The sequence below is a fragment of the Citreicoccus inhibens genome, assembly GCF_019039035.1.
GTDB classification, from domain to species: domain Bacteria; phylum Myxococcota; class Myxococcia; order Myxococcales; family Myxococcaceae; genus Citreicoccus; species Citreicoccus inhibens.
On the sequence record NZ_JAHNZT010000001.1, the window covers coordinates 268,432 to 291,378 of the forward strand.

At 71.3% G+C, this 22,947-nt stretch carries 22 protein-coding genes; 8 read left to right on the top strand and 14 right to left on the bottom strand.

Annotated elements, in window-relative coordinates:
• Nucleotides 1-180 precede the first annotated feature (180 nt).
• The 5 genes from KRR26_RS00985 (at nucleotide 181) to KRR26_RS01005 (ending at nucleotide 4,758) form a co-directional block, all read left to right on the top strand.
• Nucleotides 181-1,020: a peptidoglycan recognition protein family protein gene (locus tag KRR26_RS00985; RefSeq protein ID WP_217078910.1), complete on the top strand. Its 840-nt coding sequence runs from the start codon at nucleotides 181-183 to the stop codon at nucleotides 1,018-1,020.
• A 63-nt stretch (nucleotides 1,021-1,083) separates the two neighbouring features.
• Nucleotides 1,084-1,551 (top strand): DoxX family protein, encoded by a 468-nt coding sequence (locus KRR26_RS00990; RefSeq protein WP_217078911.1) that lies wholly within the window; start codon nucleotides 1,084-1,086, stop codon nucleotides 1,549-1,551.
• A 191-nt stretch (nucleotides 1,552-1,742) separates the two neighbouring features.
• Entirely contained in the window at nucleotides 1,743-2,672 is a 930-nt protein-coding gene (locus tag KRR26_RS00995; RefSeq protein ID WP_217078912.1) for a DODA-type extradiol aromatic ring-opening family dioxygenase, read from the top strand.
• Nucleotides 2,673-2,837: 165 nt separating this feature from the next.
• Entirely contained in the window at nucleotides 2,838-3,077 is a 240-nt protein-coding gene (locus KRR26_RS01000; RefSeq protein WP_217078913.1) for a hypothetical protein, read from the top strand.
• A gap of 259 nt (nucleotides 3,078-3,336) precedes the next feature.
• Complete coding sequence (locus tag KRR26_RS01005; protein WP_217078914.1) at nucleotides 3,337-4,758, top strand: hypothetical protein; 1,422 nt, start codon at nucleotides 3,337-3,339, stop codon at nucleotides 4,756-4,758.
• 24 nt (nucleotides 4,759-4,782) lie between these two features.
• Here the strand turns inward: KRR26_RS01005 and KRR26_RS01010 are convergent, their stop codons facing one another.
• The 6 genes from KRR26_RS01010 to KRR26_RS01035 form a co-directional block, all read right to left on the bottom strand.
• Complete coding sequence (locus tag KRR26_RS01010) at nucleotides 4,783-5,130, bottom strand: DUF3703 domain-containing protein (RefSeq protein WP_120205254.1); 348 nt, start codon at nucleotides 5,128-5,130, stop codon at nucleotides 4,783-4,785.
• Between the two features lie 63 nt (nucleotides 5,131-5,193).
• Nucleotides 5,194-6,015 (bottom strand): helix-turn-helix transcriptional regulator, encoded by an 822-nt coding sequence (locus KRR26_RS01015; protein WP_328707037.1) that lies wholly within the window; start codon nucleotides 6,013-6,015, stop codon nucleotides 5,194-5,196.
• 1 nt (nucleotide 6,016) lies between these two features.
• A complete protein-coding gene (locus tag KRR26_RS01020; protein WP_233576821.1) occupies nucleotides 6,017-6,478 on the bottom strand; it encodes a BTAD domain-containing putative transcriptional regulator in 462 nt (153 codons plus the stop codon).
• A complete protein-coding gene (locus KRR26_RS01025; protein WP_120205250.1) occupies nucleotides 6,475-7,044 on the bottom strand; it encodes a hypothetical protein in 570 nt (189 codons plus the stop codon). Before KRR26_RS01025 ends, KRR26_RS01020 begins: the two co-directional genes overlap by 4 nt.
• 207 nt (nucleotides 7,045-7,251) lie before the next feature.
• A complete protein-coding gene (locus KRR26_RS01030) occupies nucleotides 7,252-8,253 on the bottom strand; it encodes an extracellular catalytic domain type 1 short-chain-length polyhydroxyalkanoate depolymerase (RefSeq protein WP_217078915.1) in 1,002 nt (333 codons plus the stop codon).
• A gap of 48 nt (nucleotides 8,254-8,301) precedes the next feature.
• On the bottom strand, nucleotides 8,302-9,096 hold the full coding sequence (locus KRR26_RS01035) for an alpha/beta fold hydrolase (protein WP_217078916.1): 795 nt from the start codon (nucleotides 9,094-9,096) through the stop codon (nucleotides 8,302-8,304).
• A 105-nt stretch (nucleotides 9,097-9,201) separates the two neighbouring features.
• Between KRR26_RS01035 and KRR26_RS01040 the strand changes: the two genes are divergently transcribed.
• The 3 genes from KRR26_RS01040 to KRR26_RS01050 all read left to right on the top strand — a co-directional run bounded on the left by KRR26_RS01040 (nucleotide 9,202) and on the right by KRR26_RS01050 (nucleotide 12,620).
• Nucleotides 9,202-9,846: a TetR/AcrR family transcriptional regulator gene (locus KRR26_RS01040; RefSeq protein ID WP_120205245.1), complete on the top strand. Its 645-nt coding sequence runs from the start codon at nucleotides 9,202-9,204 to the stop codon at nucleotides 9,844-9,846.
• 198 nt (nucleotides 9,847-10,044) lie between these two features.
• On the top strand, nucleotides 10,045-11,724 hold the full coding sequence (locus tag KRR26_RS01045) for a carboxypeptidase-like regulatory domain-containing protein (RefSeq protein WP_217078917.1): 1,680 nt from the start codon (nucleotides 10,045-10,047) through the stop codon (nucleotides 11,722-11,724).
• Complete coding sequence (locus tag KRR26_RS01050; protein WP_120205242.1) at nucleotides 11,721-12,620, top strand: aspartyl/asparaginyl beta-hydroxylase domain-containing protein; 900 nt, start codon at nucleotides 11,721-11,723, stop codon at nucleotides 12,618-12,620. The genes KRR26_RS01045 and KRR26_RS01050 overlap by 4 nt, the downstream gene beginning before the upstream one ends.
• Nucleotides 12,621-12,630: 10 nt before the next feature.
• Here the strand turns inward: KRR26_RS01050 and KRR26_RS01055 are convergent, their stop codons facing one another.
• The 8 genes from KRR26_RS01055 to KRR26_RS01090 all read right to left on the bottom strand — a co-directional run bounded on the left by KRR26_RS01055 (nucleotide 12,631) and on the right by KRR26_RS01090 (nucleotide 22,846).
• Entirely contained in the window at nucleotides 12,631-13,944 is a 1,314-nt protein-coding gene (locus tag KRR26_RS01055) for an MFS transporter (protein WP_158611438.1), read from the bottom strand.
• Between the two features lie 165 nt (nucleotides 13,945-14,109).
• The gene (locus KRR26_RS01060; protein WP_217078918.1) at nucleotides 14,110-15,021 is read right to left on the bottom strand and encodes a carboxylesterase family protein; all 912 of its coding nucleotides are present in this window, start codon (nucleotides 15,019-15,021) and stop codon (nucleotides 14,110-14,112) included.
• A gap of 93 nt (nucleotides 15,022-15,114) precedes the next feature.
• The gene (locus tag KRR26_RS01065; protein WP_217078919.1) at nucleotides 15,115-16,662 is read right to left on the bottom strand and encodes a hypothetical protein; all 1,548 of its coding nucleotides are present in this window, start codon (nucleotides 16,660-16,662) and stop codon (nucleotides 15,115-15,117) included.
• Between the two features lie 37 nt (nucleotides 16,663-16,699).
• Nucleotides 16,700-17,902: a hypothetical protein gene (locus KRR26_RS01070; RefSeq protein WP_120205235.1), complete on the bottom strand. Its 1,203-nt coding sequence runs from the start codon at nucleotides 17,900-17,902 to the stop codon at nucleotides 16,700-16,702.
• Nucleotides 17,903-17,946: 44 nt separating this feature from the next.
• Complete coding sequence (locus tag KRR26_RS01075; RefSeq protein ID WP_321202761.1) at nucleotides 17,947-19,134, bottom strand: glycosyltransferase; 1,188 nt, start codon at nucleotides 19,132-19,134, stop codon at nucleotides 17,947-17,949.
• Between the two features lie 36 nt (nucleotides 19,135-19,170).
• Nucleotides 19,171-20,334, bottom strand: coding sequence for an acyltransferase family protein (locus KRR26_RS01080; protein ID WP_217078920.1), 1,164 nt, complete (start codon nucleotides 20,332-20,334; stop codon nucleotides 19,171-19,173).
• Nucleotides 20,331-21,326, bottom strand: coding sequence for a GNAT family N-acetyltransferase (locus tag KRR26_RS01085; protein WP_147422933.1), 996 nt, complete (start codon nucleotides 21,324-21,326; stop codon nucleotides 20,331-20,333). Before KRR26_RS01085 ends, KRR26_RS01080 begins: the two co-directional genes overlap by 4 nt.
• Complete coding sequence (locus KRR26_RS01090) at nucleotides 21,323-22,846, bottom strand: oligosaccharide flippase family protein (protein ID WP_217078921.1); 1,524 nt, start codon at nucleotides 22,844-22,846, stop codon at nucleotides 21,323-21,325. The genes KRR26_RS01085 and KRR26_RS01090 overlap by 4 nt, the downstream gene beginning before the upstream one ends.
• Nucleotides 22,847-22,947: the final 101 nt, after the last annotated feature.

The following is a 22,947-nucleotide window of genomic DNA, read 5'->3' on the forward strand; positions in this document are numbered from 1 at the left end:
GGGCAAGCACCTGACATTCGCCTCCGTTCGTGAGGCGCCATTCATGGCAGTCAGAAGTGAATCCATCGCGAGGACACCGCGCTGTGACAAACCCGGAGAAATCGGATCATCCCTACGCAACTCGGGCATCCCACGAACGACAATGGGCTGCGAACTTCTCCATTCCTTTCGGGACCTGCCATGACCGTCCGCTCCTCGGCTTCGACTCCCCGCGTCACCACGGCCGCGCTGACCCGCACCGCCGCGACGACGAGCCCCCCTGTGACGGCGCCCGCCGCGCCCCTGAAGAAGGGCGACGCGGGTCCCAAGGTGAAGCAGTTGCAGGACGCCTTGGTGAAGCTGGGCTACCTGACGAAGGAGGCGGCGGCCTCGGGCCCGGGCACGTACGGCGTGAAGACGGAAGCCGCCGTGAAGAAGTTCCAGACGGACAAGAAGCTGTCGGTGGATGGCGCGTACGGCGCCAAGACGCAGGCGGCGCTGGCCAAGGCGCTCTCCGGCACCACGCCCACCACGCCGCCCACCAAGTTCACCAAGCCGGCGGTCATCAGCGCGCCCTCGCCCAACTACGACGAGCGCAACGGCACGGCCATTGACGCCATCATCCTGCACCACACGGCGTCCAACGACGGCAAGGCGGACCTGTCGTGGCTGCGCAATCCGCAGAGCAAGGTCTCGGCGAACTACATGATCGACCGTGACGGCAAGGTGTACCAGCTCGTCTCGGACGAGAAGCGCGCGTGGCACGCGGGCGTCTCCGAGCTGCGCGGCGTCCCCACGGACATGAACGCGCGCTCCATCGGCATCGAGATCGTCAACGACGGCAGCGGCAAGACGGCCTTCACCGAGGCGCAGTACAAGTCCATCACCCAGCTCGTGGGCTACCTGAAGCAGGAGTACAAGGTCCCCATGGAGAACATCCTGGGCCACAAGGACGTCGCCGTCCCCAAGGGCCGCAAGGACGACCCCGCCTCCAACTTCGACTGGAAGCGCGTGCGCAGCGGCATCACCAAGCCGTCCTGAGTCCACGCCCGAGCCAGCCAGTTCGTTCAAGCCCGCCCGTTGGCGGGTTTGTACTTTTCAGGCATGGCTCCGCTCATCGTCCTCGTCGCGTTGTTCGCCCTGCTCTCCGGACTGGGGCGCCTCGGTGTCCCAGCGCTCGCGGGGTGGTACCCACCGCTGCGCTTCGCCCTGGCGGGAATGTTCCTCCTCACCGCGTCCGCGCACTGGGGCCGTAGGCGTCCGGACCTGGTGCGCATGGTGCCGGACACCCTGCCCCGTCCCGAGCTGTGGGTGACGCTCACGGGCGTCCTCGAAGTGGCCGGAGCGCTGGGCTTGATGCTCCAGCCCCTGGCGTCGTGGGCCGCGCTCGGGTTGTCGCTCCTCATGGTCGCGATGTTCCCCGCGAATGTCCGCGCCGCCCGTGAGCACCTGAGCATCGCGGGGACGCCGGTGATGCCGTTGTGGCCTCGGTTGCTGTTGCAACTGGGCTTCATCGCCGCCACGGGGGCCGTGTCCCTGGCCGGCCTGCGCCCGAGCCTCGCCACCGGGTGAGCCCATCGCGGCGAGCGCTGGGAGCCCCGCTGCTCCGGAACCCGCCGTGTCGGCTGGCTGCTCGCCCGGGCGGCGACGCGCGGACCGCTCCCTGATACGAGCCCTCCCATGGGACCCCGTCGCAACGGGGCCCACGCTCCAGCATCCGACAGGCACGAGCCGGGGCGCCCGCCGCCCAGGGAGAGGAATCCATGAGCACCGAGCACGATGAGCGCATCACCCGCCGCACCACCCTGGTCGCCGGCCTCGCTGGCGCCGCCACGCTCGCGGCCCTTCCCACCGAGGGACACGCTCCCTCCGGAGACGGCCCCACCGCGAACCACCGCGAGCGACTCCCTGTCGCCTTCCTCCCGCATGGCGGAGGCCCATGGCCCTTCGTGGACCTCGGCTTCGGAGACCCCGCGGAGCTGTCCGAGCTGGCCGGCTACCTGCGCTCCGTGCGCGCGCTGCCGAAGACGCCGCCGCGCGCGGTGCTCATCATCTCCGCGCATTGGGAGGAGTCCGTTCCCACGGTGATGTCGGGGGCGCACCCGCCCATGCTGTATGACTATTACGGCTTCCCGCCCGAGTCGTATGAGATTACCTGGCCCGCGCCCGGCGACCCGACGCTCGCGGCGCGCGTGCGGGAGTTGCTCGGCAAGGCGGGGTTCCAGACCGCGGCGAACGCGGAGCGCGGCTTCGACCACGGCACGTTCGTGCCGCTCAAGCTCGCATACCCTGACGCGGCGATGCCCACCGTGCAGTTGTCTTTGAAGCGCGGCCTGGATCCCGCCGAGCACCTCGCCATGGGCCGCGCGCTCGCGCCGCTGCGAGACGAGGGTGTCTTCATCGTGGGCAGCGGGATGACCTTCCACAACCTCCGCGCCTTTGGTCCGCAGGCCAGTCCCGTAGCGGAGGCCTTCGACGCGTGGCTGCGCGACGCCGCGACGCGCGAGCCCACTGCGCGAGACGAACACCTGAAACAGTGGGCCAGCGCTCCCGCCGCGCGACTGGCTCACCCGCGCGAGGAGCACCTCCTGCCGTTGATGGTCATCGCCGGCGCGGCGGGACAAGACCGAGGCACTGTCGCGTACAACGGATCCATCCTCGGGCTGCGCCTCTCGGCGTACCATTTCGGGTGATATCTTGCGGCCAACCGCCGCGTCTCGCTGGCCTGGGCGGGCGCCAAGCGACTGCTGATCCGCGCCGACTACCGCCTGTTCGACGTCGCCATCAACACGACGCTCAGCGCCTCCACCTGGCAGCAGTGGCCCTTCGAGAGCCCGGACGACGCCTATGACGTCCCCGTGGGAGATCTCGTCTTCACGGATGGCAAGCCCACCATCGCGTTCAACCACCATGGCAGCGTGGAACTCATCACGCCCGACGCGAACAACTCCTGGACCTATACCGCCCTCACGACGAAGAACGGCATCAGGGCCTCGTTGCTGAGCATGAACCGGCCCCCCATCAGCATGGCCGTGCGGCCCACCACGGGCCAGCGGCATGTCTGCTATCCGAACAACGACAACATCATGTTCCAGTAGGCGGTGAGCATGTCCACGCGCCTGCTTCTTCCGAGACCAGCGGCTGATGCTGTACTGAAGCACCCCACCGGGGCGCGGGTCGGGCAATCCCTGACACGCGCCCCGGTGCCCCGCGCCGAGCGTCTGCCTTTCACACCCGGCGCCTGTCTTGACCCCAGACAAATTCAGGACTAATCGGAATCCTTTCTTTGCCGTGAGGGGGTTTCCGTTGAAGCAGACACGCGTGGGAGTGATTCACGTCCTGGGGGCTTGTCTTTCAATGGGTTGGGGGCTGACCGCATGTCAGTCCGAACCTGCCACCGAGCCGCTCGCTCAGCACGGGCCGCGGGCCTCCGCGCTGACGCTGGAGCGAGAGGCGACAGGCCCCTACTACGCGGGCACCACCGAGCGCTTCCGCGCGGACTGGCCCGAGGCGCAGATGGCCACCGTGCGCTGGAGCGCCTCGGGCGGGACGCTGGAGATGCTGGGGGAGCGCGTGGCCTGGACCCTGCCCACCGCGGGCAACGCGTCGCTGACGGCCACCGTGGTGACCACCGGGGGAGAGGAGGTCACGGGGACGTGGAACTTCCAGGTCTCCGCGCCCGAGTTCCCGGAGACCGCTCCGAATCATCCCCAGGCCGTCGCGCCCACCGCCGTGGCGCTCGACTCGAGCGGGGCCACCCTGTCCCCGCACTGCGAGCTGGCCTTCGATGCCTCGGGCACTGGCCACATCGCCTACGTCGAGCAGACCCACCCCACGCTCTGGTACGCGACCTGGGATGGCACCACTTGGACCCGGCAAGTGGTGCAGTCCATGGGTCCCTCGGGAAAGCTCGAGTTCGTCACCCATGACCTGGGGCTCGCGGTGGCTCCGGATGGCACGCCGCACCTGCTCTACGCGATGGGACCCGGCATCTTCATGTACGCCACCCTGGTCAACGGCAGCTGGGTGCGTGAGCGCATTCCGGACCTGGGCTCGCCGCGCGAGTTCGCGGTCATCGCCCTGGACCCGAGCCAGGGCTACCGCCCCACCGTCGCGGGCCAGGTGACCGTCACCGTCAGCGGAGTGCAGTACAGCCGCATCGCCATCGCCACCCGCACGGCCGCCAACACCTGGACGACCTCGAACATCACGCTGAGCGCGACATCGAACCAGCGGCTCGCGGGCGAGATGCTGTTCGACAACACCGGCCGGCTCTACATCCCCTGGCAGTGGACCGCCAGCAGCCCGCCCACCACGGGCGTCCTGTCGCTCAAGGGGACGAGCGTGCAGTCCGTCCGGCTCGACACGCAGGTCCCCTACCTCTCCGGCTATGGCGACCCCGCGCTGCACCTGGCCATGGCGTGGGGTGAGCCCAATCACCTGCTCCTGCGCGCCGAGGCGGTCTACGTCGACATCGCGCTCGCGCCGGAGTTCGTGTCCTCGGTGGCGACCGCCTCATGGATTGAAGCCGCCCCGAGCCTGACCGCAGGCGACCTCACGTATGCCCAGGGAAAGCCTTACATCGTCCATTCCCACGCCGGCCACGTGGAGTTGGTCACCGTGGGGGCCTCGGGCTCCTGGGCCTATACCGAGCTGAGCACCATCCCGACCCTTCCCGACCTCTACGTTGGCGCCGCCAGCATGAGCGTGGCGGTGCGCCCCACGACGCAGACGGCGCACGTCTGCTACCCGGCCAACGGCACCATCCTGTTCCAGTAGGCCGGGCGTCGAACAGGCACGACCTCACGCCTCCAGCATCGCCCGCAGGTCCTCGGGGATGGGCAGGGGCGTGAGGATTCCCACGTTCGCGCCGCCGGTGTTTCCGAGCGGCGCGCGCCCGAACCACGAGCCCGGGGCCGCCACCAGGATGCGCACCCACTGGCCCACCAGTTCCCGCAGGTCTCGGCGCCGCCACCCGAAGGCAAACATCCGCACGTGCACTCGCACATGCGGCCCCGCGTGGGCCTGACTCAGCACATGGGCTCGCTCCAGGTGACGCCACGCGCGGGCCAGGTCTCCTGCTCGCTCGGCGTCGTTCCCCTGGCGCAGCTCCGCCTCGAAATGTCCTCGCAGCTTCGGCGTCATCGACATCGTGTGGCTCCCTTGGAGAGACACCTTCGCGCCAGAGCGAGCCACCGCGCTTGTAAGAACGCGCTACGGGCGCGAGGGCACCACCCACTCGACGAGTCCCGCGAGCGATGACGGCGCCATTCCGAACATGCGGCGGAACACATGGCTCAGGTGCGCGCTGTCACTGAAGCCCGCGGCATGGGCGGCCTCGGTGAGCGAGACACCGCGACTCAGGTGCTCGGCCACGCGCGCCATGCGCAACCACAGCACATAGGGGCGCAGCGGCGTGCCCACCTGCGCGGCGAACAGATGGGACAGCCGTCCCGGGGACAGGCCCACGCGCCGCGCCAGCGTGGCCAGCCGCACGTCCTCCTCCAGCGACTCGGGCAGCACGCGCAACAGCCGCTGAATCGCCGGATGCGTGGGCGGGGGCAGCGGGATGTCCGCCTCGAGTGCGCCCAACACGGTGCGCGCCAGGGCCTCCGCCTCGGACCAGCGCCGAGGCAGCCGCTCCGGCACCCAAGGCTTCAGCCGCGCCCCGGCACGCGTCCACGCCCGCGCCGAGTCCGAAGGAATGTCCAAGGTTCGCAGGCGACGACCCGCGGCCACCTCGGCGGCCACGTGCAGCAGGATGACCGAGGGAGCACTCCCTACGACCGCGTGCTCCGCGCCCGGGGGGATGAGGGCGACGTGCCCAGAGGACTCGTCGCCCCGTTCATCGCGCAGGCGCAGGGGTGCTCCCGACGCCAGGACGAGTTGGAAGGTGTGGTGCGAATGCAGCGACGTCGCCGCCACGGCCCCGGCGTATTGCAGCCGGCCAGGGCCGAAGAAGAGCCGTCCATGCCAACGGTCCGTCGCGTCCACGAACCGCTTGTAGCGCCCTCCCTCCACGCTGGCGAGGGACACGTCAGCGCGCGAGCGCCTCCAGCAGCTCTCGGGCACGGCGCCCCGCGCGCGTCGTGCCACACGGATCCGCCCCCACCGCGTGCTCGAGGTCCGCCCGTCCCCCCGGGTCTCCCGAGCGCAGCCGCAGCTCCCCCCGGTTCGCGAGCGCCACGGGGTCTTCCAACCTCAACCGCAGGGCCGCGTTGTAGGCCGCGAGCGCGTCATCCCCCCGCCCCATCCGCTGAAGGACGGTCCCCAGCGCGGCGTGAGCCGAAGCGTCCCTCGGGTTCGTGGCCACCAGCCCCTGGAAGACGATGCGCGCCTCTTCCAGTCGTCCCGCCTCGGACAGCTCGCAGCCCACGCGCGCCACGGCCCGCGCCTGTTCCGCGGTGATGCCCTGGAGCTGCGCGAGCGTCACCTCGCCCCGCGCGACGGCCCGGATCCGGGCCTGGAGCTCCTCCATCGCCACCGATGCCCCGCTCACTTGAGGAACCCCAGCAGCGACGACGCGCCGCCGCCGCTCGACCCCAGCATGGAGAGCAGTCCGCCCATCTGAGACTGGGCGCCCAACATCGACTCGGCCTTCTGGCCATCCTCGGCGCCGACCAGCCCCGACAGCCCGCCACCCCCACCCCCGAGCAGGCCGCCCAGCAGCCCACCGCCGCCCCCTCCACCCAGGAGCCCCAGCGGGTCCGCCATGTTGATGCCACCAAAGAGGCCCAGCGGATCCGCCAGCTTGGAGAGGAAGCCCATCAGGCCCCCCGTGCCTCCCGCCGCGGCGCCTCCCGGGGCGCTGTCCGCCGAGGGCTTCGCGTAGCCCTCGGGGCCCTCCGGCGCGTCCGCCAGCTCCGTGTGCGCCGCCGACGCGGGGTGGGACGCCGCGTGGGCCGGAGCCGCCTCGACCGAGTTGTGACCTCCGCCCAGGCCCTTGAGCGCGCTGCCCACCGGATCCAACCCCAGCGCGTGGCCCACGCTGCCGGTGCCAATGAGGTCGAGCGGGCTGCCGCCCGAGAAGGAGGCGGTCAGGCCTCCCAGGAGCTTGTCGATCATCTTCGCTTCTCCACAGCGGCGTTGGGTTGGGCTGCGCGTGACGCCGCGACGCGGGGCGGCCGACTTGCAGCCCCGAGGCCGCGCGAGCGCACCGGCAGCCCCAGGGATTCCCAGGTGTTGCGCCCCCATGCGTGGGCACGACCGTCCACGCCCCAGACGCAACGTCCGACTCTGGAGAAGGGCCGGAGAAGGGCCGAGGCTCGCGCGTCAGCGCGCCTGCCGCTGGAAGAAGTCCCACATGAGGGCGGTGCCGTCCGGCCCCGCGGGGTCCGCGAAGGGGAAGGCGGGGTCTCCTCCCGGCCAGGCATGCCCCATCCCGTCGATGACGACGTGCTCGACGAGCAGCGCCCCGCCGGACACATACTCGCGCACGGTGTAGCTCCGCCCGCCGGGCGACGTGGCGGACCAGACGCGCGCGGGCGCATTCGACACGCTGTCGTTGTCCACGCCGTCATCCGCGTCGTCATTCGTCTGGAGGAACTGGCGCACCGTCTGCTCGCCGTTGATGGGGTTGACCACCGCGTCCTCGGTCCCGTGCACCACGAGCACCGGCACCCGACGGCGAGACCGCCCCGAGCAGGCCCACGCGTCATCGCCCCGGTCATCCGGCGAGTAGATGCTGCCGAACGCCATCGCATACGCGCTGCCCGAGGCGGTGGTCGCGGCCTTGTACATCGCGCCCGCGCCCACCATCCCGGCGGTGAACACATCCGAGTAGCAGGCCATCAGGATGCTCGTCATCACCGCGCCCGCGGACACACCGCCCACGTAGACGCGCCGCGAATCCACCGCGTAGTGCGCCTGCACCCACTTCACCATGCCGACAATCAACGAGGGCTCACCCAGGCCCCGCTCCTGGTTGCTCGCCAGCATGAAGTTCCAACACTGCGTGGGATTGGCCACCGTGGATTGGTTGGGATACAGCACCAGGAACCGCTCCGCGTCTGCCTTCTCGTTGAGGCGCGAGAGGCCCGCGAACTGGTCTGGATTCTCCAAGCAGCCGTGCAGCCCGACCACGAGCGGGAGCGCCTCCGAGGGCTGATAGCCATTGGGGACCCACAGCTGGAAGCCGCGCGTCCCCCAGAGGTTGGAATAGCTGCCGTAGACCCAGCCACCTGCCTGGGCCGGGAGCGCCACCAGCACAGCGAACAGCACGAGCGCACCCAGGGCCACGCGAACGAGCGCGTGCCCACGCCGAGTCATCGACATCGGACTGCCTCCTGCTTCAGCCGGGGCGCGAGATGCACCCACGGGAAGTCACGGCGCCTCGACCTCGCGGAGGAAGGCCTCCACCGCCTCGACGACCTGCCCAGGTTGATCCACGGGCGCCGCGTGGCCGGAGTCCGTCAGCACCTGGAGCCGCGCCCGAGCGAGTCGAGCGACATAGGCCTGCTTCGTGGAAAGCGACGTGTAATCCCGCTCGGAATGCAGCACGAGCACCGGGCACGTCACCTCCGCCAGCCGCGCGAGGACGCTCCAGCCCACCAATCCACGGGTCGCGCGCAGATAGACATCCGGGGCATTGGCGCCCAGCGTCTGGCGCACCCGCTCGCGCAGCGCCTCCTGCTCCGGCTTGGGGAACAGCTTGGGCGCGATCCGCTTCGCCAACCCTTGGGGCCCGAGCCACCGCAGAACCCCCAGGCGCACCAGGACCGCCAGACGCTGGCGCACCGTGCGCGGCACCATGTCCGGCCCGCTGTTGATGACCACCAGGCTGCGCACCAGGTCGGGGCGGTCCACCGCGAGCTGGAACCCCATCATCCCGCCCATGGACAGTCCCACCACGTGCACCCGGGTCAGCCCCAGGCCGTCACACAGCGCGGCGATGTCTCGGGCGAACAGCGCCACCCCGTAGGCCCCCGAGGGCTTGTCGCTGCGCCCATGGCCCCGGGCGTCCGGGACGACCACCCGGTGATGCACGGCCAGCCGAGGCGCCACGAACTCCCAATCCCCGCCCGAAGACCCCAGCCCGTGCAGCAGCAGCACCGCCTCGCCCGCGCCCGAGTCCTCGACCTGCAGCGACACGCCCTCCGGGAGATGGAACGAGGCCATGGTTGGAATGAACGACCGTTCAGATGTCGGGTTAGAGTGAGTCGTCGTTGTTTTCTGGGTTCTCACCCTATCTGAACGAACGTTCGTTTTTCAAGGATTTCAATCATGTCCACGCCTCCTCGTTCCCGACTGCGCGCGCGCCCGGCGGTCCTTCCCAGCTCGGCGACGCCCGAGGGAACGCGGCGCCGCATCCTGGAGGTGGCGCTCCAGCTCTTCGCGTGCCGGGGCTTTCACGACGCCTCCATCCGGGATCTGGCCAAGGCGCTGGCGCTGCGGCCCAGCGCGCTCTATGCGCACTTCCCCTCCAAGGAGCATGTGCTCGCGGAGCTGGTGAGGCTGGGGCACGAGGTCCATCACGAGGGACTTCGCGCGGCGCTGGCGAGCGCGGGGGACGCACCTGTCGCGCGGCTGCGGGCGCTCGTGCGCGCGCACACGCTCCTGCACGCGCACCATCCGCAGCTCGCCGTGGTGGTGAACGAGGAGATCCACGCGCTGCCGCCCGAGTTGGCGGCGCCCTCGCTCCTGCTGCGGGAGCGTTCATCCGCGTTGCTGCGCGAGGTCATCGAGCAAGGCAGGACCCAGGGGGTCTTCTCCGCCTCGCATCCGCTCGTGACGGGCGCGGCGATCGCCACCATGGGCCTGCGCCTGCCCTACTGGTACGAGCCCACCGAGGGACTCGACGCGGAAACGCTGGCGGATGTCCATGCGGAGCTCGCGCTGCGAATGCTGGGCGTTCATGCGGGGGCCTGAGCGCCGCGCGGGGGGATGCGCGAGCACGGGTGGAGATGACATGCTGCGGCCCCGGGCAGGGGCGGTGGCGGGGGGCGCGCCGCGCGAAGCACACGCCTCGGAGTCCCCCACAGGCATTCCGCGCGGCCCTCGGAGTCCTGATGCACACGCGATCTTCCGGGAAGCAGCGCCCCGGGCACTTGCAAGCGGGAGCACGCGATGAAGAACACGCTGACATGGGCGGGCCTCTCGGCGGGAGCCGCGTTGGTACTCGGAACCGTAGGGGTTCTGCGCGTCACCGCCGCGCCGTCACCGCCGGCTCCCTCCGCCATTCAGGAAGCGCCTACCGCGCGAGGCACGCCCCCCACTCCCGCGCCCGGGGCGCGCGCTCCGTCAGCCGCGTCCGCCGCGGCGGTGGGCCCGGCGGAGCCCGCGAAGGGTTCGGCCACGTCGGGCTCGGGCACTTCCGCGACGGCGCGGGGCGCGGGGACGTCCGCGCCGAGCCCTGTTCCCGCGGAGCCTCCGACGCTGGAGGGCACCGCCACGGTGCGCGTGCGTGTGTTGTCCGCTCAACAGGGGACGCCCGTCGCGAACGCGAAGGTGGTGCTCCTGCGCGGCCCCATCACTCCGGCCTCGGTCCTCGAGTCCGTGCAGACGGACGCGGACGGACAGGCACTGTTCGCCTCGGCGCACGCGGGCCTGTTCGACGTATGCGCGCGCGGCCCTGGCCATGCCGAGTCCTGTGAGAGCCACGTCGGCGTGGTCGCGAACGGGGCGCTCTCCGTCGAGCTGCGGCTTCCTCCGGGCGCCTCGCTCTCGGGCCGCATCACGGGGCTGGACGGTGCGCCCGCGCCCGGCGTTCGCGTGGTCGCCTGGGGCGACGAGATGTCCGCGTGGCGCATGCCCATGGAGGCGGTCTCGGATGCGCAAGGCGCGTTCCGAATCGAGGGGCTCACGCCCGGCAGGGTCTCCGTCTCGCCCGTTGCCGCGGAGGGACGCGGCATGTACCGCGTTCTCGACGCGATCGCCGAGGGTGCGGAGGGACACGCGGACCTCCAGCTCGCGGGCTTCACGCCCGTCACGGTGCGACTCGGGCGACGCGCGGGCAAGGTCGGAAAGGCAGACGTCATTCAATCCGTCACCGTCGGCGACGTCGACTTGAGCCTCCAGCCCGATGGGACGTGGCGCGGTCCCGTCGAGTCCGGCAGTTGGCAGCTCCGGTTCCAGGGCAGCAACGGTGGCGGAGTCCTGGGCGGCCGCCAACAGGTCACGCTCAAGCCCGGCGTGCTGTTCTCCACGCGCGTGGCGGTCACTCCGGATCCGGACTATCGCAGGATGTTCATTCGGCCCGACCCCACTCCCCGCGAGCCGTTCGAGCTGGCCGGCCATGTCGTGCTTCCGGATGGCACCCTCGCGAGCGGAGTCAGCGTGGCGGTGGAGCAGCCCTTCTCCGGGGCGTGCGGCAATAACCCCCGGCACTACACCGCGCACCGATTCGAGGGAGGTGGATTCGTGGTGCAACCGCGCTCCGGAAGCCCCCAAACCATCTACGCGTGGCTCCCCGATGGTCGCGCGGGCAGCGTCACCTTCTCGGGGGAGCCCGGCGAACACCTGACGGCGAACATCCAGTTGGAGGAGACCGGCGCGGTGGCCGGCCACATCGCGCTGGGACCCGAGGCGCGAGGAGAGGGTCCTCCCAGCATCGTCATCGATGACCGGTGGCATGGCGCGTGGCAGTTCACCCATCTCGATGGGAGCTTCCTGGTGGCGGGGCTCTCACCGGGAGAGCACGTGCTGTACGTGAAGGACGTCTCCCGCCGATTCACCGTCAAGGCCGGCCAACGAACGGAGCTGGGCGCCTTGACGCAGCCCGCAGCCGAGGCCCGAGGCACGCCATGAACGAAGCCCCCGAGCAGGAGGACCTCCCCATCCAGGTGCGCGAGGAGCTCATCCGGCTGGCCGTGACGGGCGGCTTCGTGGATGCGGTCCTGGCCGCGGGCCCCGAGCTGGAGCGGATGAAGCACTACCTGCGCATCCTGCTCGGAGACATCGCGCCGCCCCCCGCGCCTCCAGGACAAGCGCCCGTGGTGTTCCCGCCCTTCCCCGGCCTGGAGGAGCGCCCCTGGAGAGACCCACCCCCGGAGGCGGCGAGCGCGCTGGAGCAACAGGTCAATGCCGTGCGCAACGACCTGGCGCGGCTGGAGAGCTCTCCCCTGCTCCACTACCACACCGACATCGTGGGGACGGGCCGCTGGACGGTGCACCCCATCTACTTCGCGGGCGAGCGCGTGGATCGCCTCTTCTGGCCCGAGCTGGCCATGGACTCCACCGCGCGCGTGGTGCGCTCGCTGGCGGGCGAGTGCACCGATCTGCCCCTGGGCGACGTGATGTTCTCCGCGCACGCGCCGGCCACGCGCGCGGTGCCGGGCTTCGCTTGGGATGGGTTCCGCATGCGCCTGCACCTGGGGCTGCGCGTCCCTGAAGGGTCCGCCATCCGGGTAGGCACCGAAGCCCGCGCGTGGCGCACGGACCGCGTGCTCGCCTTCCACGACTCGTTCGAGCACGAGACGACGAACCCGAGCAACGAGCGCCGCGTGGTGCTCATCGCGGACTGCTGGCATCCAGACCTGACGGAGCCGGAGCGAGAGGCGCTGCTCGCCCTGACGCGCAAGCTGGAGGTCCGCGCGCTGCTCGCCCAGCTCCGGCTTCCCGAGAGCCTCTTGCCCCCACTGCTCGCCCGCTTCGAGGAGGTCGAGCGCGCGGACCGTTGGGTGTGGCGCTACTGGCGACGCTGATTCCGAGCGCTCACGCGAAGCACGCGGCGGGCACCGCGCCCTCCTGGCAGCGCCGACCTCGAAGGGCCAGGGGCGCCGCGAACAGCCGCCCCAGCGCGGACAGCAGGAACAGGAGCTGGAGGCCGTGGAACGCCTCGCCGTGGATGAACAGGCGAGAGGGCACCTGCGTCGCCAGCCAACCGCCGGCGAGCGACGCGAGCGCGAACGCCAGCCCGCCCGCCTTGTGGAACGCCGCGACGTAGAACGGACGGCGCTTCGCGGGGGCCAGCGAGAGCGGCAGCTCGAACGACGCGAGACCGTGGCCGCCCCACAGGATGCCGGCCATCAGCACGTCGATGCCCAGCAGCCACAGCGTGAAGTCACTGGGCGGCACCAGCCACAGCAGCGGCAGGAAGATGAGCCCGAACGAGCAGACGACCAGCACCGACCGCGCGCCGACGCGCTGGATGACCTTGCCCCAGCGACGCATGGCGAGCACGCGCACCAGCGCCACGGCCGCGCCGTAGCCCGCGATGAGGCCGAAGCCCATGCGCAGGTCCTGAAGCATGTAGACGACCCCGAAGCTCGCGGAGACACCCACCGCCGCGCCCCACACCACCTGGTACGTGAGCAGCGGACGCAGCCGGCGATCGCGAAAGGGAGACACCGCGCACACCGCGCACACCGCTCGGCGCGACACGCCCGCGGGAGGCGCCTGACGCGCCATCAACACGAGCGAGGCCACGCCGACGAGGGTGCCCACCAGCGCGAGCAGCGCGAGCACCTGCGGCTCCTGCCCATGCTTGCGAGCGGAGTCGAGCGCCAGCCCCACCGCCAGCCCGGCCACGCCACCCGCCAGCACGCCCAACGAGGTGCGCTGGCCGAAGTAACGGCCCCGCACGGGCGCGGGGACCAGGTCCCCCATCCACGCGGTCCAGGCGTTGTTCGCGATGATGCCCAGCAGCGCGTAGAGGACGGTGATGCCCAGGAAGAGCAGCCGCTTGCTCTCCAGCGTCAGCCCCAGGAACGGGAACGCGAGCAGGGGCAGCAGGGCCAGGCGGGAGGCTCCCACCGCGAGGATGGCCACGGGACGGCTGCCGCGCGCCTGCGTCAGCCACGCCGACGGCAGGTGCACCAGTTGGAGCAGCGCCGGCAGCGCGGCGAGCAGGGCGACGAGGATGGGGCTGCAGCGCAAGTGCAGGGCCCAGGCAGTGAGCACACCGCTTCCCGCGAAGGCCGTCACAAGCTCGGCCAGCACCCCCTCCAGCGTGGAGAGTCGAAGGCTGCGGCGCAAGGTGCCCCGGCGCGCATGCAGGGGCGCATTCGTGGTGTGTGCGAGGGTCATAGGAGATGGGCGGCCATGGCGCATCGCGTCCAGGCCTTCTGAGCGCAACACGACCCATGCGCGCTCTTTTCCCTCGGGATTTCCCTCGTGCTCCACCCCGCGCACGCTGGGCAGGCAGGCCGCCTCGGGCGCGGTGGGCTCGAGGCGGTAACAACCGAGCCAGCGTCAGCGGTGCTGCGCGAACATCCAGTCCCAGAACACGGTGTCGCCGTACGTCGCCTCCCAGCAGTTGTGGCTAATGCCGGGATACACCGTGAGCCGCGCGATGGAGGAGCCCGTGCCCACGAGGCCCGGCACTGGGGCACCCCACGCGTGCGTCGCGGCATCGAACGGGTACGTCACAGTGGTGGACGGCGACGCCACGCTCACCGGCGAGTACTGGCCATAGAGCTTGGTCAGGCCGATCAGCCACGACACCTCGGCCGACAGCGACGTGCCATCCGCGTACGTGTGCACGGCCCAGACCGGCACGTTCTGGAGCTGCGTGATGCTCGGGCCCGGTCCACCGATGTTGGTGGCCATGGGCGCCAGCGCCGCCAGACGGCTGCCGTGGTCATACGCATACTTCCACGCGCCGTAGCCACCAAGGCTCAGGCCGGTGAGGTAGATGCGCGTGGGGTCCACGCGGTAGTTCGCCACGAGGAAGTCGACGAAGGAATCCAGCACCGCAGGCGACCACTCCGCCGGCGCGCGCGGCGAGAACACCATCACCTGATGCGTGCCGAAGTACGTCTTCCACGTCGACGAGGTCTGAATGAGGTTCAGGGCCCCATTCCGCGTCAGCACGCTCAAGAGGTCCGCCTCCGTCGTGGACGTGCCGAACTCATCCTTGCCGTTCAGGTGGATGACGACGGGATAGCTCGACGTCGACGTGAGATAGCCGGGCGGCAGGTACTCGGCATACCCATACGGGGCCCCCGTGCTCGACGCCAGGCGGGCCACCACCTGGTTCTCGACCGTGGGCACCACCAACTGCGACTTGTTCGTCCCCAGCGGAGATTCGTCAACCGCCTCCGCACCACCACAGCCGACGACAGCAGCCAGACACAACGACAGCACGGCAACACGCATGGACATGAAAGGCCTCCTGGGTGAGGTGTCGCACCTGTCAGATTAAGCATGAATAACAGGAGTAAACACTTATTCCAGAATGAACCTTGTATTACCGCGTTACGGCACCTTGCCTTGCGACACCGGCGTGAGACCTCGGCCGCCTGCGCGCGCATCGAAGACAGCGGTCTGCACCGTGCCGTGGCGCTTCACCTGGATGAACAGGCGGTAGCGCCCCGGGAGCGAGAAGCCGAAGGGGAAGGCCACCTCGGAGGGCATGGGTCCCGTCACCGCGCCGTGACACCCGGCGTGCTGCATCTCCCCCTTCGCCGCGCCCTCCGCGGGAGGGGGGCTCAGCGCCGCGCGCGCGATGTCCAGCGCCGCCATGGACACCGAGCCCGAGGGGTGCACGTGCGCGAAGACCTCGCGGTCGGTGCGCACGATGGCCGCGTGGCCGAGCATCCCCATGTAGGGCTCCAGGTCTCCGGCGGGCTGCCCCTCCGCGGTCTCCACGCGGAAGCGCAGGTGCCCCGGAGCATCCAACGACAGCGGGCCCTCGTCGCGCAGCCACACCACGCGCGCGCCGTCTTCCAGCGTGAAGGTGCGGCTGTCCGTCGAGGATTGCGTCAGGGGTGAGGCGGTGCCCAGCGCGTCATCCCCCTGCGCGGGTCTGCCCGGGACGTCGGGCAGGAGCAGCTCCGTGCGCAGGGTCTCCGTCATGCCCGTGGCGTGCACCACCTCCGCCCAGACCTGATAGCGCCCGGCGGGCATGGGCGGCAGCGGGCGCTCGAAGCGCGCGGGGCCCACCTTCTCCGGGTGCAGGTGATAGACGCGATCCATCTCCGGCACACGGACGATGAAGACATGCATCAGGTGCTCGTGGTCGGGGACCAGGTCATCCAGCCGCCGCGAGGGCAGCCAGCCTGGATCCTCCAGCCGCAGCGCGAGCGTCCCCTCCCCCACCTTCGGCAAGTAGTCCGCCGCGAGCTTCAGCGGCTGATACAGGAGGGCCTCGTAGCCGCGCGCCTCCTCGCGCCACCACCGCCCGCCCACCCAGACGAGCAGCCCCATGCAGAGCGCGGTGGCCGCGAAGGCCCAGTTGCCTCGGCGGCGATCGCGCCGGGAGAGCTTCTCTCCGGGGGCCAGTCGGGCCTCGCGCGCCGCGGCCCGCGCCACGCTCGCCGCGCCCACCCACAGCAACACCAACAGCCCCAACATCAGCGCCGAGAACGGCGTGCTCATGTCCTCGGTGCGCGTGGGCAGCGCGCGGACGGGCACCGCCAGCGTGTGCGAGCCCCGCTTGCCATGCGCGGTGATGCGCACCTGCCAGGCCCCGGGCGTCATCAGCCACAGGCTCGCGCGGAAGGACTGAGAATCCACCTCCGAGCGCGTCGCCACGTCCGCCGCGGGCGACAGGTGGCTGCCCGCGCCCTCCAGGGGCAGCGGCACCACCTCCACCATGTCCACGTCGTCGTGCTCGGTGCGCACGCGCACCTCGGCGATGCCAGGAATCACCGCGGGCGGACGCACCGTGACGAACAGGCGGTACGGCCCGGCCTGTCCTTCGTGAAAGAGGTCCTGGATCTCGGAGTGCGCGAGCGCGACGCCGGACAGGCCCATCAAGAGCAGGGACAGCAGCGCGCTGCCCGACGCACACCACACGCGCATGAGACAACTCCTTGGGAGGTGGAAGGGAGGCGTCACGTCAGCGCCGCAGCCGCAGCAGCCACGCACCCGACGCGAGCCCCAGCCGGAACATCCCCACGCTGAGCCCCCAAGCGAGCGCGAGGTTCAAGACGAAGCGCTCGCTCGTGCCCTCTACGTCGTGGAAGAGGTGGCGATAGGCATACGAGCTCGGCTGCGTGCTGTAGCCAAACATGTCCGCGGCGAAGATGGGATTGCGCGCCCACGGCGACATGAGAAAGTCCGCGAACGGCCACTGCACCAACGCGAAGCTCACGAGGAACAGCGTGCCGCCCCAGAACGCTCGCCGCCCATCGCTCCACCCGGGCACGCGGGACAGCAGCACGTCGAGCAGGGCCGCGGGCGCGATGAGCAGCAATGGGAACGGCGGCGGCACCAGGTGCGACACCGGCAGGTACACCGGCCCCAGGCGCGGCGTGGCGGGGAACAGCGGGAACACCCAGACGAGCAACAACATCAGCGCGGTATAGGTCCCCACCGCCTGCGTGCAGGCCCAGCGCTGACCGCTCGCCCGATGCGTGACGGCGAGCAGCAGCGGCACGCCCAACGCCACTGTCCGGAAGAACAGCCCGGAGTGCATGTAGCTGGGCAAGAGCAGCTCCAGCGTGAGCACCAGGTAGCACGTGAGCGCCATGCCGCACACGTGCAGGAGCAGCGAGTCATGGCGCGCGTGCGCGAGCGTGTCCGGCGCGGTGCGGTTGCGCTCGCCCAGCACGAGCAGGAGCACGCCCGACTGCATCACCAGGATGCCACCCACGAGCACCGCGTGCGGCGGGCTCAGCACCTTGACGTCGAGCCCGTAGGTGTTGTGCCACCAGTCGTCGAAGGGCGCGGAGGTGAGCATCGCCACCCCGCCCCAGCCCGCGACGAACACGCCCAGCGGACCGCGCAGCCCCCACACGCGCACCGAGGCGCCGCGCGCGGCCACTCGCACCTGCGCCGCGCCGAAGGTGGCTCGCCACAGCACGTGCAGGCAGCACAGCCCGGTGAGCACCGCGCCGAACTGAATGGCCAGGTGGGGCGGAGACCAGAACGTGTCCCGGCCAATCGACTGGTGCCAGCAGATGTCCCAGTGCATGCCCACCGCGGTGGACGTGACGGCGAGCGCGCACAGGGGCACCACCGCCACGGCCAGCGCGGTGGCGGCCTCGGCCTCCGCGGGCCGGACTACGTGCGCGCCGTCGAGGCTCGCCTCCAGTTGCATGCCGCCCTCCTGTGCCGCCCGGGTGCGCCGAGCGCCCGCAGAGGCTAGGGATGCGGCACGGGCCCGGCATCGCGCGCGGGGGTGAGTGGCCCGTGCACGAGCCGACGGTAGAGCGCGTCATGCTCCGCCACCATCCGCCCCAAGCCCAGCTCGGACACCACGAACGAGCGCGCCGCGCGCCCCATGGCCTTCGCGGTGTCCGGCGCGCCCACCAACTCCACCAACGCCGAGGCCAGCGCGTCCGGCGCGCGCGCGGGGACCACGCGTCCCCGGCGTCCATTCGCGACCAACTCCGGATTGCCGCCCACGTCGGTCACCACCATGGGGAGCCCCGCCGCCATGCCCTCCATCACCGCGTTGGACAGCCCCTCCGCCGCCGAGCAGTTCACCCCCACGGTGGCGCGCGCGTAGAGGGCGGGCACGTCCGCCCGCCAGCTCAGGAAGTGCACCGCGTCCGCCACGCCCTGCGCCGAGGCGAACGACTCCAGCTCCGGCCTCCGCGCGCCATCCCCCACCAGGAAGGCCTGCAGGGTGGGCACGCGACGCCGCGCCCGCGCCACCGCCGCGATGAGGTCCTCCTGGCGCTTCACCGGGTGGCTCATGTTGGCCACGTGCACCACCAGCGGCGCGTCACCAATGTCCGGGACGTCCAGGAACAGCCCCTCGCGCGCGCGCGCGTCGAAGGCCGCCACGTCCAGGCCATTGCGGATGACGCTCACGCGCTCCGGGGGCAGCCCCTCCTTGGCGAGCAACTGCGAGCGGATGGCCTCGGCGTTGGCCACCACGTGGTGCGCGTGGGCCGTGAGCCAGCGCAGCACGCGCGCCTGAAGCGACGTGTGCCAGTGCCCCAGGTCCAGCCGGCTCACCACCACCTTGCACCCCGCCAGGCGCGCGGCCGGCACCGCGATGAGCGCCGAATAGAGGTCCTGCGCGTGCACCAACTCCACCTTCATCCGACGCAGCCAGCTCGCGGCGGCCACCACCCTCCGGAGCGTGACGGGATGCCGCGCGCTCGGGCCCAGGGGGAAGGCGACGGGCTCGATGCCCAGCGCGCGCACGCCCTCCAGCAGCGGGCCATCCTTCTCCAGCACCGCGACCTGCACGGGGTAGTGGCGAGGCAGCCCTCGCAGCAGCTCCACCACCTGGACCTCGGTGCCTCCGAGCCAGAAGGACTTGGTGAACTGCACGAGCCGGATGGGGCGGGTGTCGGGCATGGATGCGGGGTGACGCACGGGGGTCTCCAGGAGGGTGTGAGGAATGGGCGTGGCTCACCCGCCGCGGGCGAGGCTCGCGACATGGGGAATCAACGAGGCGGCCGGGGGCTCTCGCCCACCCGCGAGCCATGGGCCGAGTGAGCCGCGATGGATGAAGCGATGGTAGGTGAGCACCGGCACCGTCACGCCCAGCACCGCGGCCACGGCGAGCCGCGCGAGCGCGGGCGCATGGGCCCACGCGAGCACCACCTGCGTCGCGCACACCACGGGCCAGTGCACCAGATAGGTCCAGTAGGACGCGAGCGTCACCGCGCGCAGCCAGGCGGGAGGCGATGCGAGCCGCGCGAGGCACAGCCCCACCAGCCCGCGCACCATGCACCCGCCATAGCCGGACATCAGCCCGGCCTCCACGGCCCGCGCCGCGCGGTAGGACAAGCCCGCCGCGGGCAGCGCCACATGCCACAGCACATAGAGGCTCGCGGCCGTCAGCAGGTAACCGGGCCAGTCGGAGCGCCACGCGGTGAAGCCCTCGGGGCGGCGCGCGAACACCGCACCGCACGCGAAGAACAAGCCGAAGTACAGGAGCCAGCCCACCGAGGGGCGATAGTCGAAGTACTGCGCGCGAGGGCCCACCACGCGGACCGCCAGGGCCGGCAGCGCCAACACGAGCGCGCCCCAAGGCCGCGTGAGCAGCCTGAGCCCCAGCCGCTCCCCTCGGGCGAGCAGCCTCGCCGGCAGCCAGCGCGCCATCCACGCGGCGGCCACCGTCCCCACCGTGAGCATCACGAGGTAGTAGAGGAACCACAGGTGCAGAGGCCGGACGCCCGTGGGGAACACCTGCGTGCGCGGGAAGCCCAGCGCCTCGCCCAACGCCAACAGGCCCTGGTCGATGGGCACCAGCAGCGCGCCCGCGACGAGCAGCGGCACGCCGATGCGACGCAGGCGCTGACGCACCAACCCCGGCACTCCGCCGCGCGCCAGCTGCCGCGCGGCGATGAAGCCGGAGATGAAGAAGAAGACCTCCATCGAGCAGTAGTGCACGACGTCGAAGGTGAGGTCCGCGAGCGGGTGCTTCACCGCCTCGGCGTAATAGAAGCCCGTGGCGCCCAGCGTGAAGGGCACCACCGCGTGCACGTAGACGACGCACAGCGACAGCGCGCCCCGCAGCGCATCCAGGCCCGCGAGCCGCTCGGTGGGAGGGCTTCCAGAGACGCTCATCGACGCGCGCTCCGAGCCCGTGCGCGCGGTGTCGCCGGCACGTCGTAGTTCCATACCGCCCAGCCGTCCTCCAGGCCCGCGCGCTTGCAGGTGGCGTTGAACGCCTCCGCGTCCGCGGCCGACGCCGGGCGAAAGCCCCAGTAGGCCAACAGCTTGAGCACCGGCGTGTTGTCCGGCCGGAGGTCCGCGTGCAACACCGAGATGCCCATGGCCCGCGCCCGGGCCTCGGCCACCAGGCTCATCTCGCGTGCGACGCCCACCCGCCGCGCGCGACTGGAGACCACCAGCGAGCGGACCCACACGCCCTCCACATCGAGGCCCTCGCGCCGGTACTCATCCAGGTAGATGAGGCCGCACAGGCGCCCGTGTCGGTCGAACGCGCCCACCGCGATGCCGCCCTCCTGCCAGCGCCCCAGGAGCTGCGCGTCCAGGTGCTCCACGCGCGCGGAGACCTCGGCGCGCGCGAACGCGGCCAGGGCCTCCCGGTCCGAGGGCAGCAAGGGCCGCGCGGTGAGCGGCAGCATGCGGTGGCGCTTCATCGCGAGCACCGGCGGCAGGCCCTCCCACAGCGCTCGCGCCGAGCCCAGCAGTCGAGGGGCGCCCGAGCGCCGCACCAACCGCAGCGCCTCGCGCGCCGCGCGCGCGCCCAGCCGAGCCCAGGTGCCCAGCTTGAGCTCCCGGCGCCCCGCGCCCACGCGCAGCGCGGTCACGCGCCCCAGCAGCTTGGGAATCTCTTCTCCGGGCTCGCCCCAGAAGGGCGCGGTCTGAGGCTTCACGCCCGCGGCCAGCACCAGGTACGCGGCGAGGGTGCCGTTGGGATGCTGCACCACCGCGAAGTCTCCCGCGCGCAGCGCCGTGGGCTCGCACCGCTCCACCTGGGCGTCGCGCGCGAGCTGGGAGAGCGGCGCCATGGGATAGCCCAGGCCCTCCAGCCACACCGTCTCACCCGTCACCGCGTCCTGGAGCGCGCGCGTCTGTCCCTGCATCGTCATGTTCCACCTCCCGCGGGACTTGCCCCGCCCAGCACCTCGCGCACCGAGACGCCCAACCGACCGAGCAGCGCGAGATACGCGGCCGTGAAGAGCAGGCCGCCCGCTCCGAGCGGGAGCACCCGCCAGAGCCAGCCCGAGGGAAGCGCGGCCAGTCGAGGCGCCAGCGCCACGTGCGCGCCCAGGCACGGCAGCGCGGCGCCCACGCTCGCCACCGCGCGACGCACCAGCGCGTCCCCGGGCAGGAGCGCGCCCCACGCGGAGACCCGCAGCGCGCGGCGCACCTGCCACAGAAGCCATGACGCGCCGAACAGCTCGGTCAGCGCCACCGACGCGAGCGCCCCCGTCACCCCCAATACCCACAACCCGGGGACGAGCAGCGCCATCGCCACCAGCGCCTTGAGCAGCGCGGCACGCAAGAGCGCCGGGTTGTGATTGAGCCCGCGCAGCACCGCGTCCACGGGAAGGCACGACAGCGCGGTGCCCAGCACCGTGAGGCGGAAGAGCGGCACGGCGGGCAGGAAGCGCGCGCCGAACAGCACGGTGATGAACTCGGGCGCGCACGCGAACAGCAGCATCGCGAGCGGGAAGAACCACGTGGCCAGCCGCGCCACGGTGTCGCGGAAGGCCGCCACCGCCTCGTCCACGTGCCCGGTGCGCTCCAGCTCTCCGAGCCGCACCATGAGCACCTCGCTCACCGGCGTGTAGAGCAGGTCCACGAGCGGGAGCTGGAAGCACGCCACCGCGTAGAAGGCGAAGGCCTCGGGCGTCACCGCCGCGCTCACCGCGAACTGGTGGCCATACTGCGCCACCATCGTCAGCAGCACCGACAGCCCGAAAGGGAGCGCGTAGCGCACCTGCGCGCGGAAGGCGGCGCCATCCAGCAGCGGCCCTGCACCGCCCCGCGCCGCGAACAGCGCCCAGGCCACCGCCATGCGCGCGAGCGCGAACCCCGCCAGGCCCCACAACAGTCCGTTCAGGCCCAGCCCCAGCGCGATGGGCACCAGCATGGCCGCGGTCCTCACCGCGTCCGAGACGAGGTACGCGATGGCCGCGGCGCCCGTGCGTCCCCGCGCCGTGAGGGACGCCTCCAGCGGGAAGGCCCCGAGCACGCCGAGCACGTACAAGCTCAACGGGACCCGGTGCGCGAGCAGGTCCGGGTTGGAGAAGGCCGAGGCGAGCGGCGCCAGGAAGAGCGCGAGCAGCAGCGCCGCCACGCCCCCCGCGCAGGCGAGGTAGAGGAGCGTCTGGCCCAGATAGGGACGCGGTCGCTCCGTGCGCGGCAGGAAGAAGTAGAGGCCCTGGGCCACCCCGAAGGGCAGCACGTAGTAGAGCGTCTGGGCGATGAGCAGCGCCTGCTTGTAGGTGCCGTAGCCGCTCAGGTCGAGGATGCGCGCGAGCGCCAGCGGGATGCAGAAGGTGAGCCCCGCGGTGAGCAACCGAGCGAGGATGAGCGGTCGCGCGCTGGCGAGCAGCGAGCGCCGCGGCGCCCTCACGGGCACCGCCTGTGCCAACGCGTCCACGTCCGCTCCAAGAAGAAGGAAGAACCGGACCTGGGAGGTCCGGCGAGTGGCGCGCGGAGGGTGGGGAGCCGCTCGCGAGGTGGCCAGCGCCCCTGACGGGC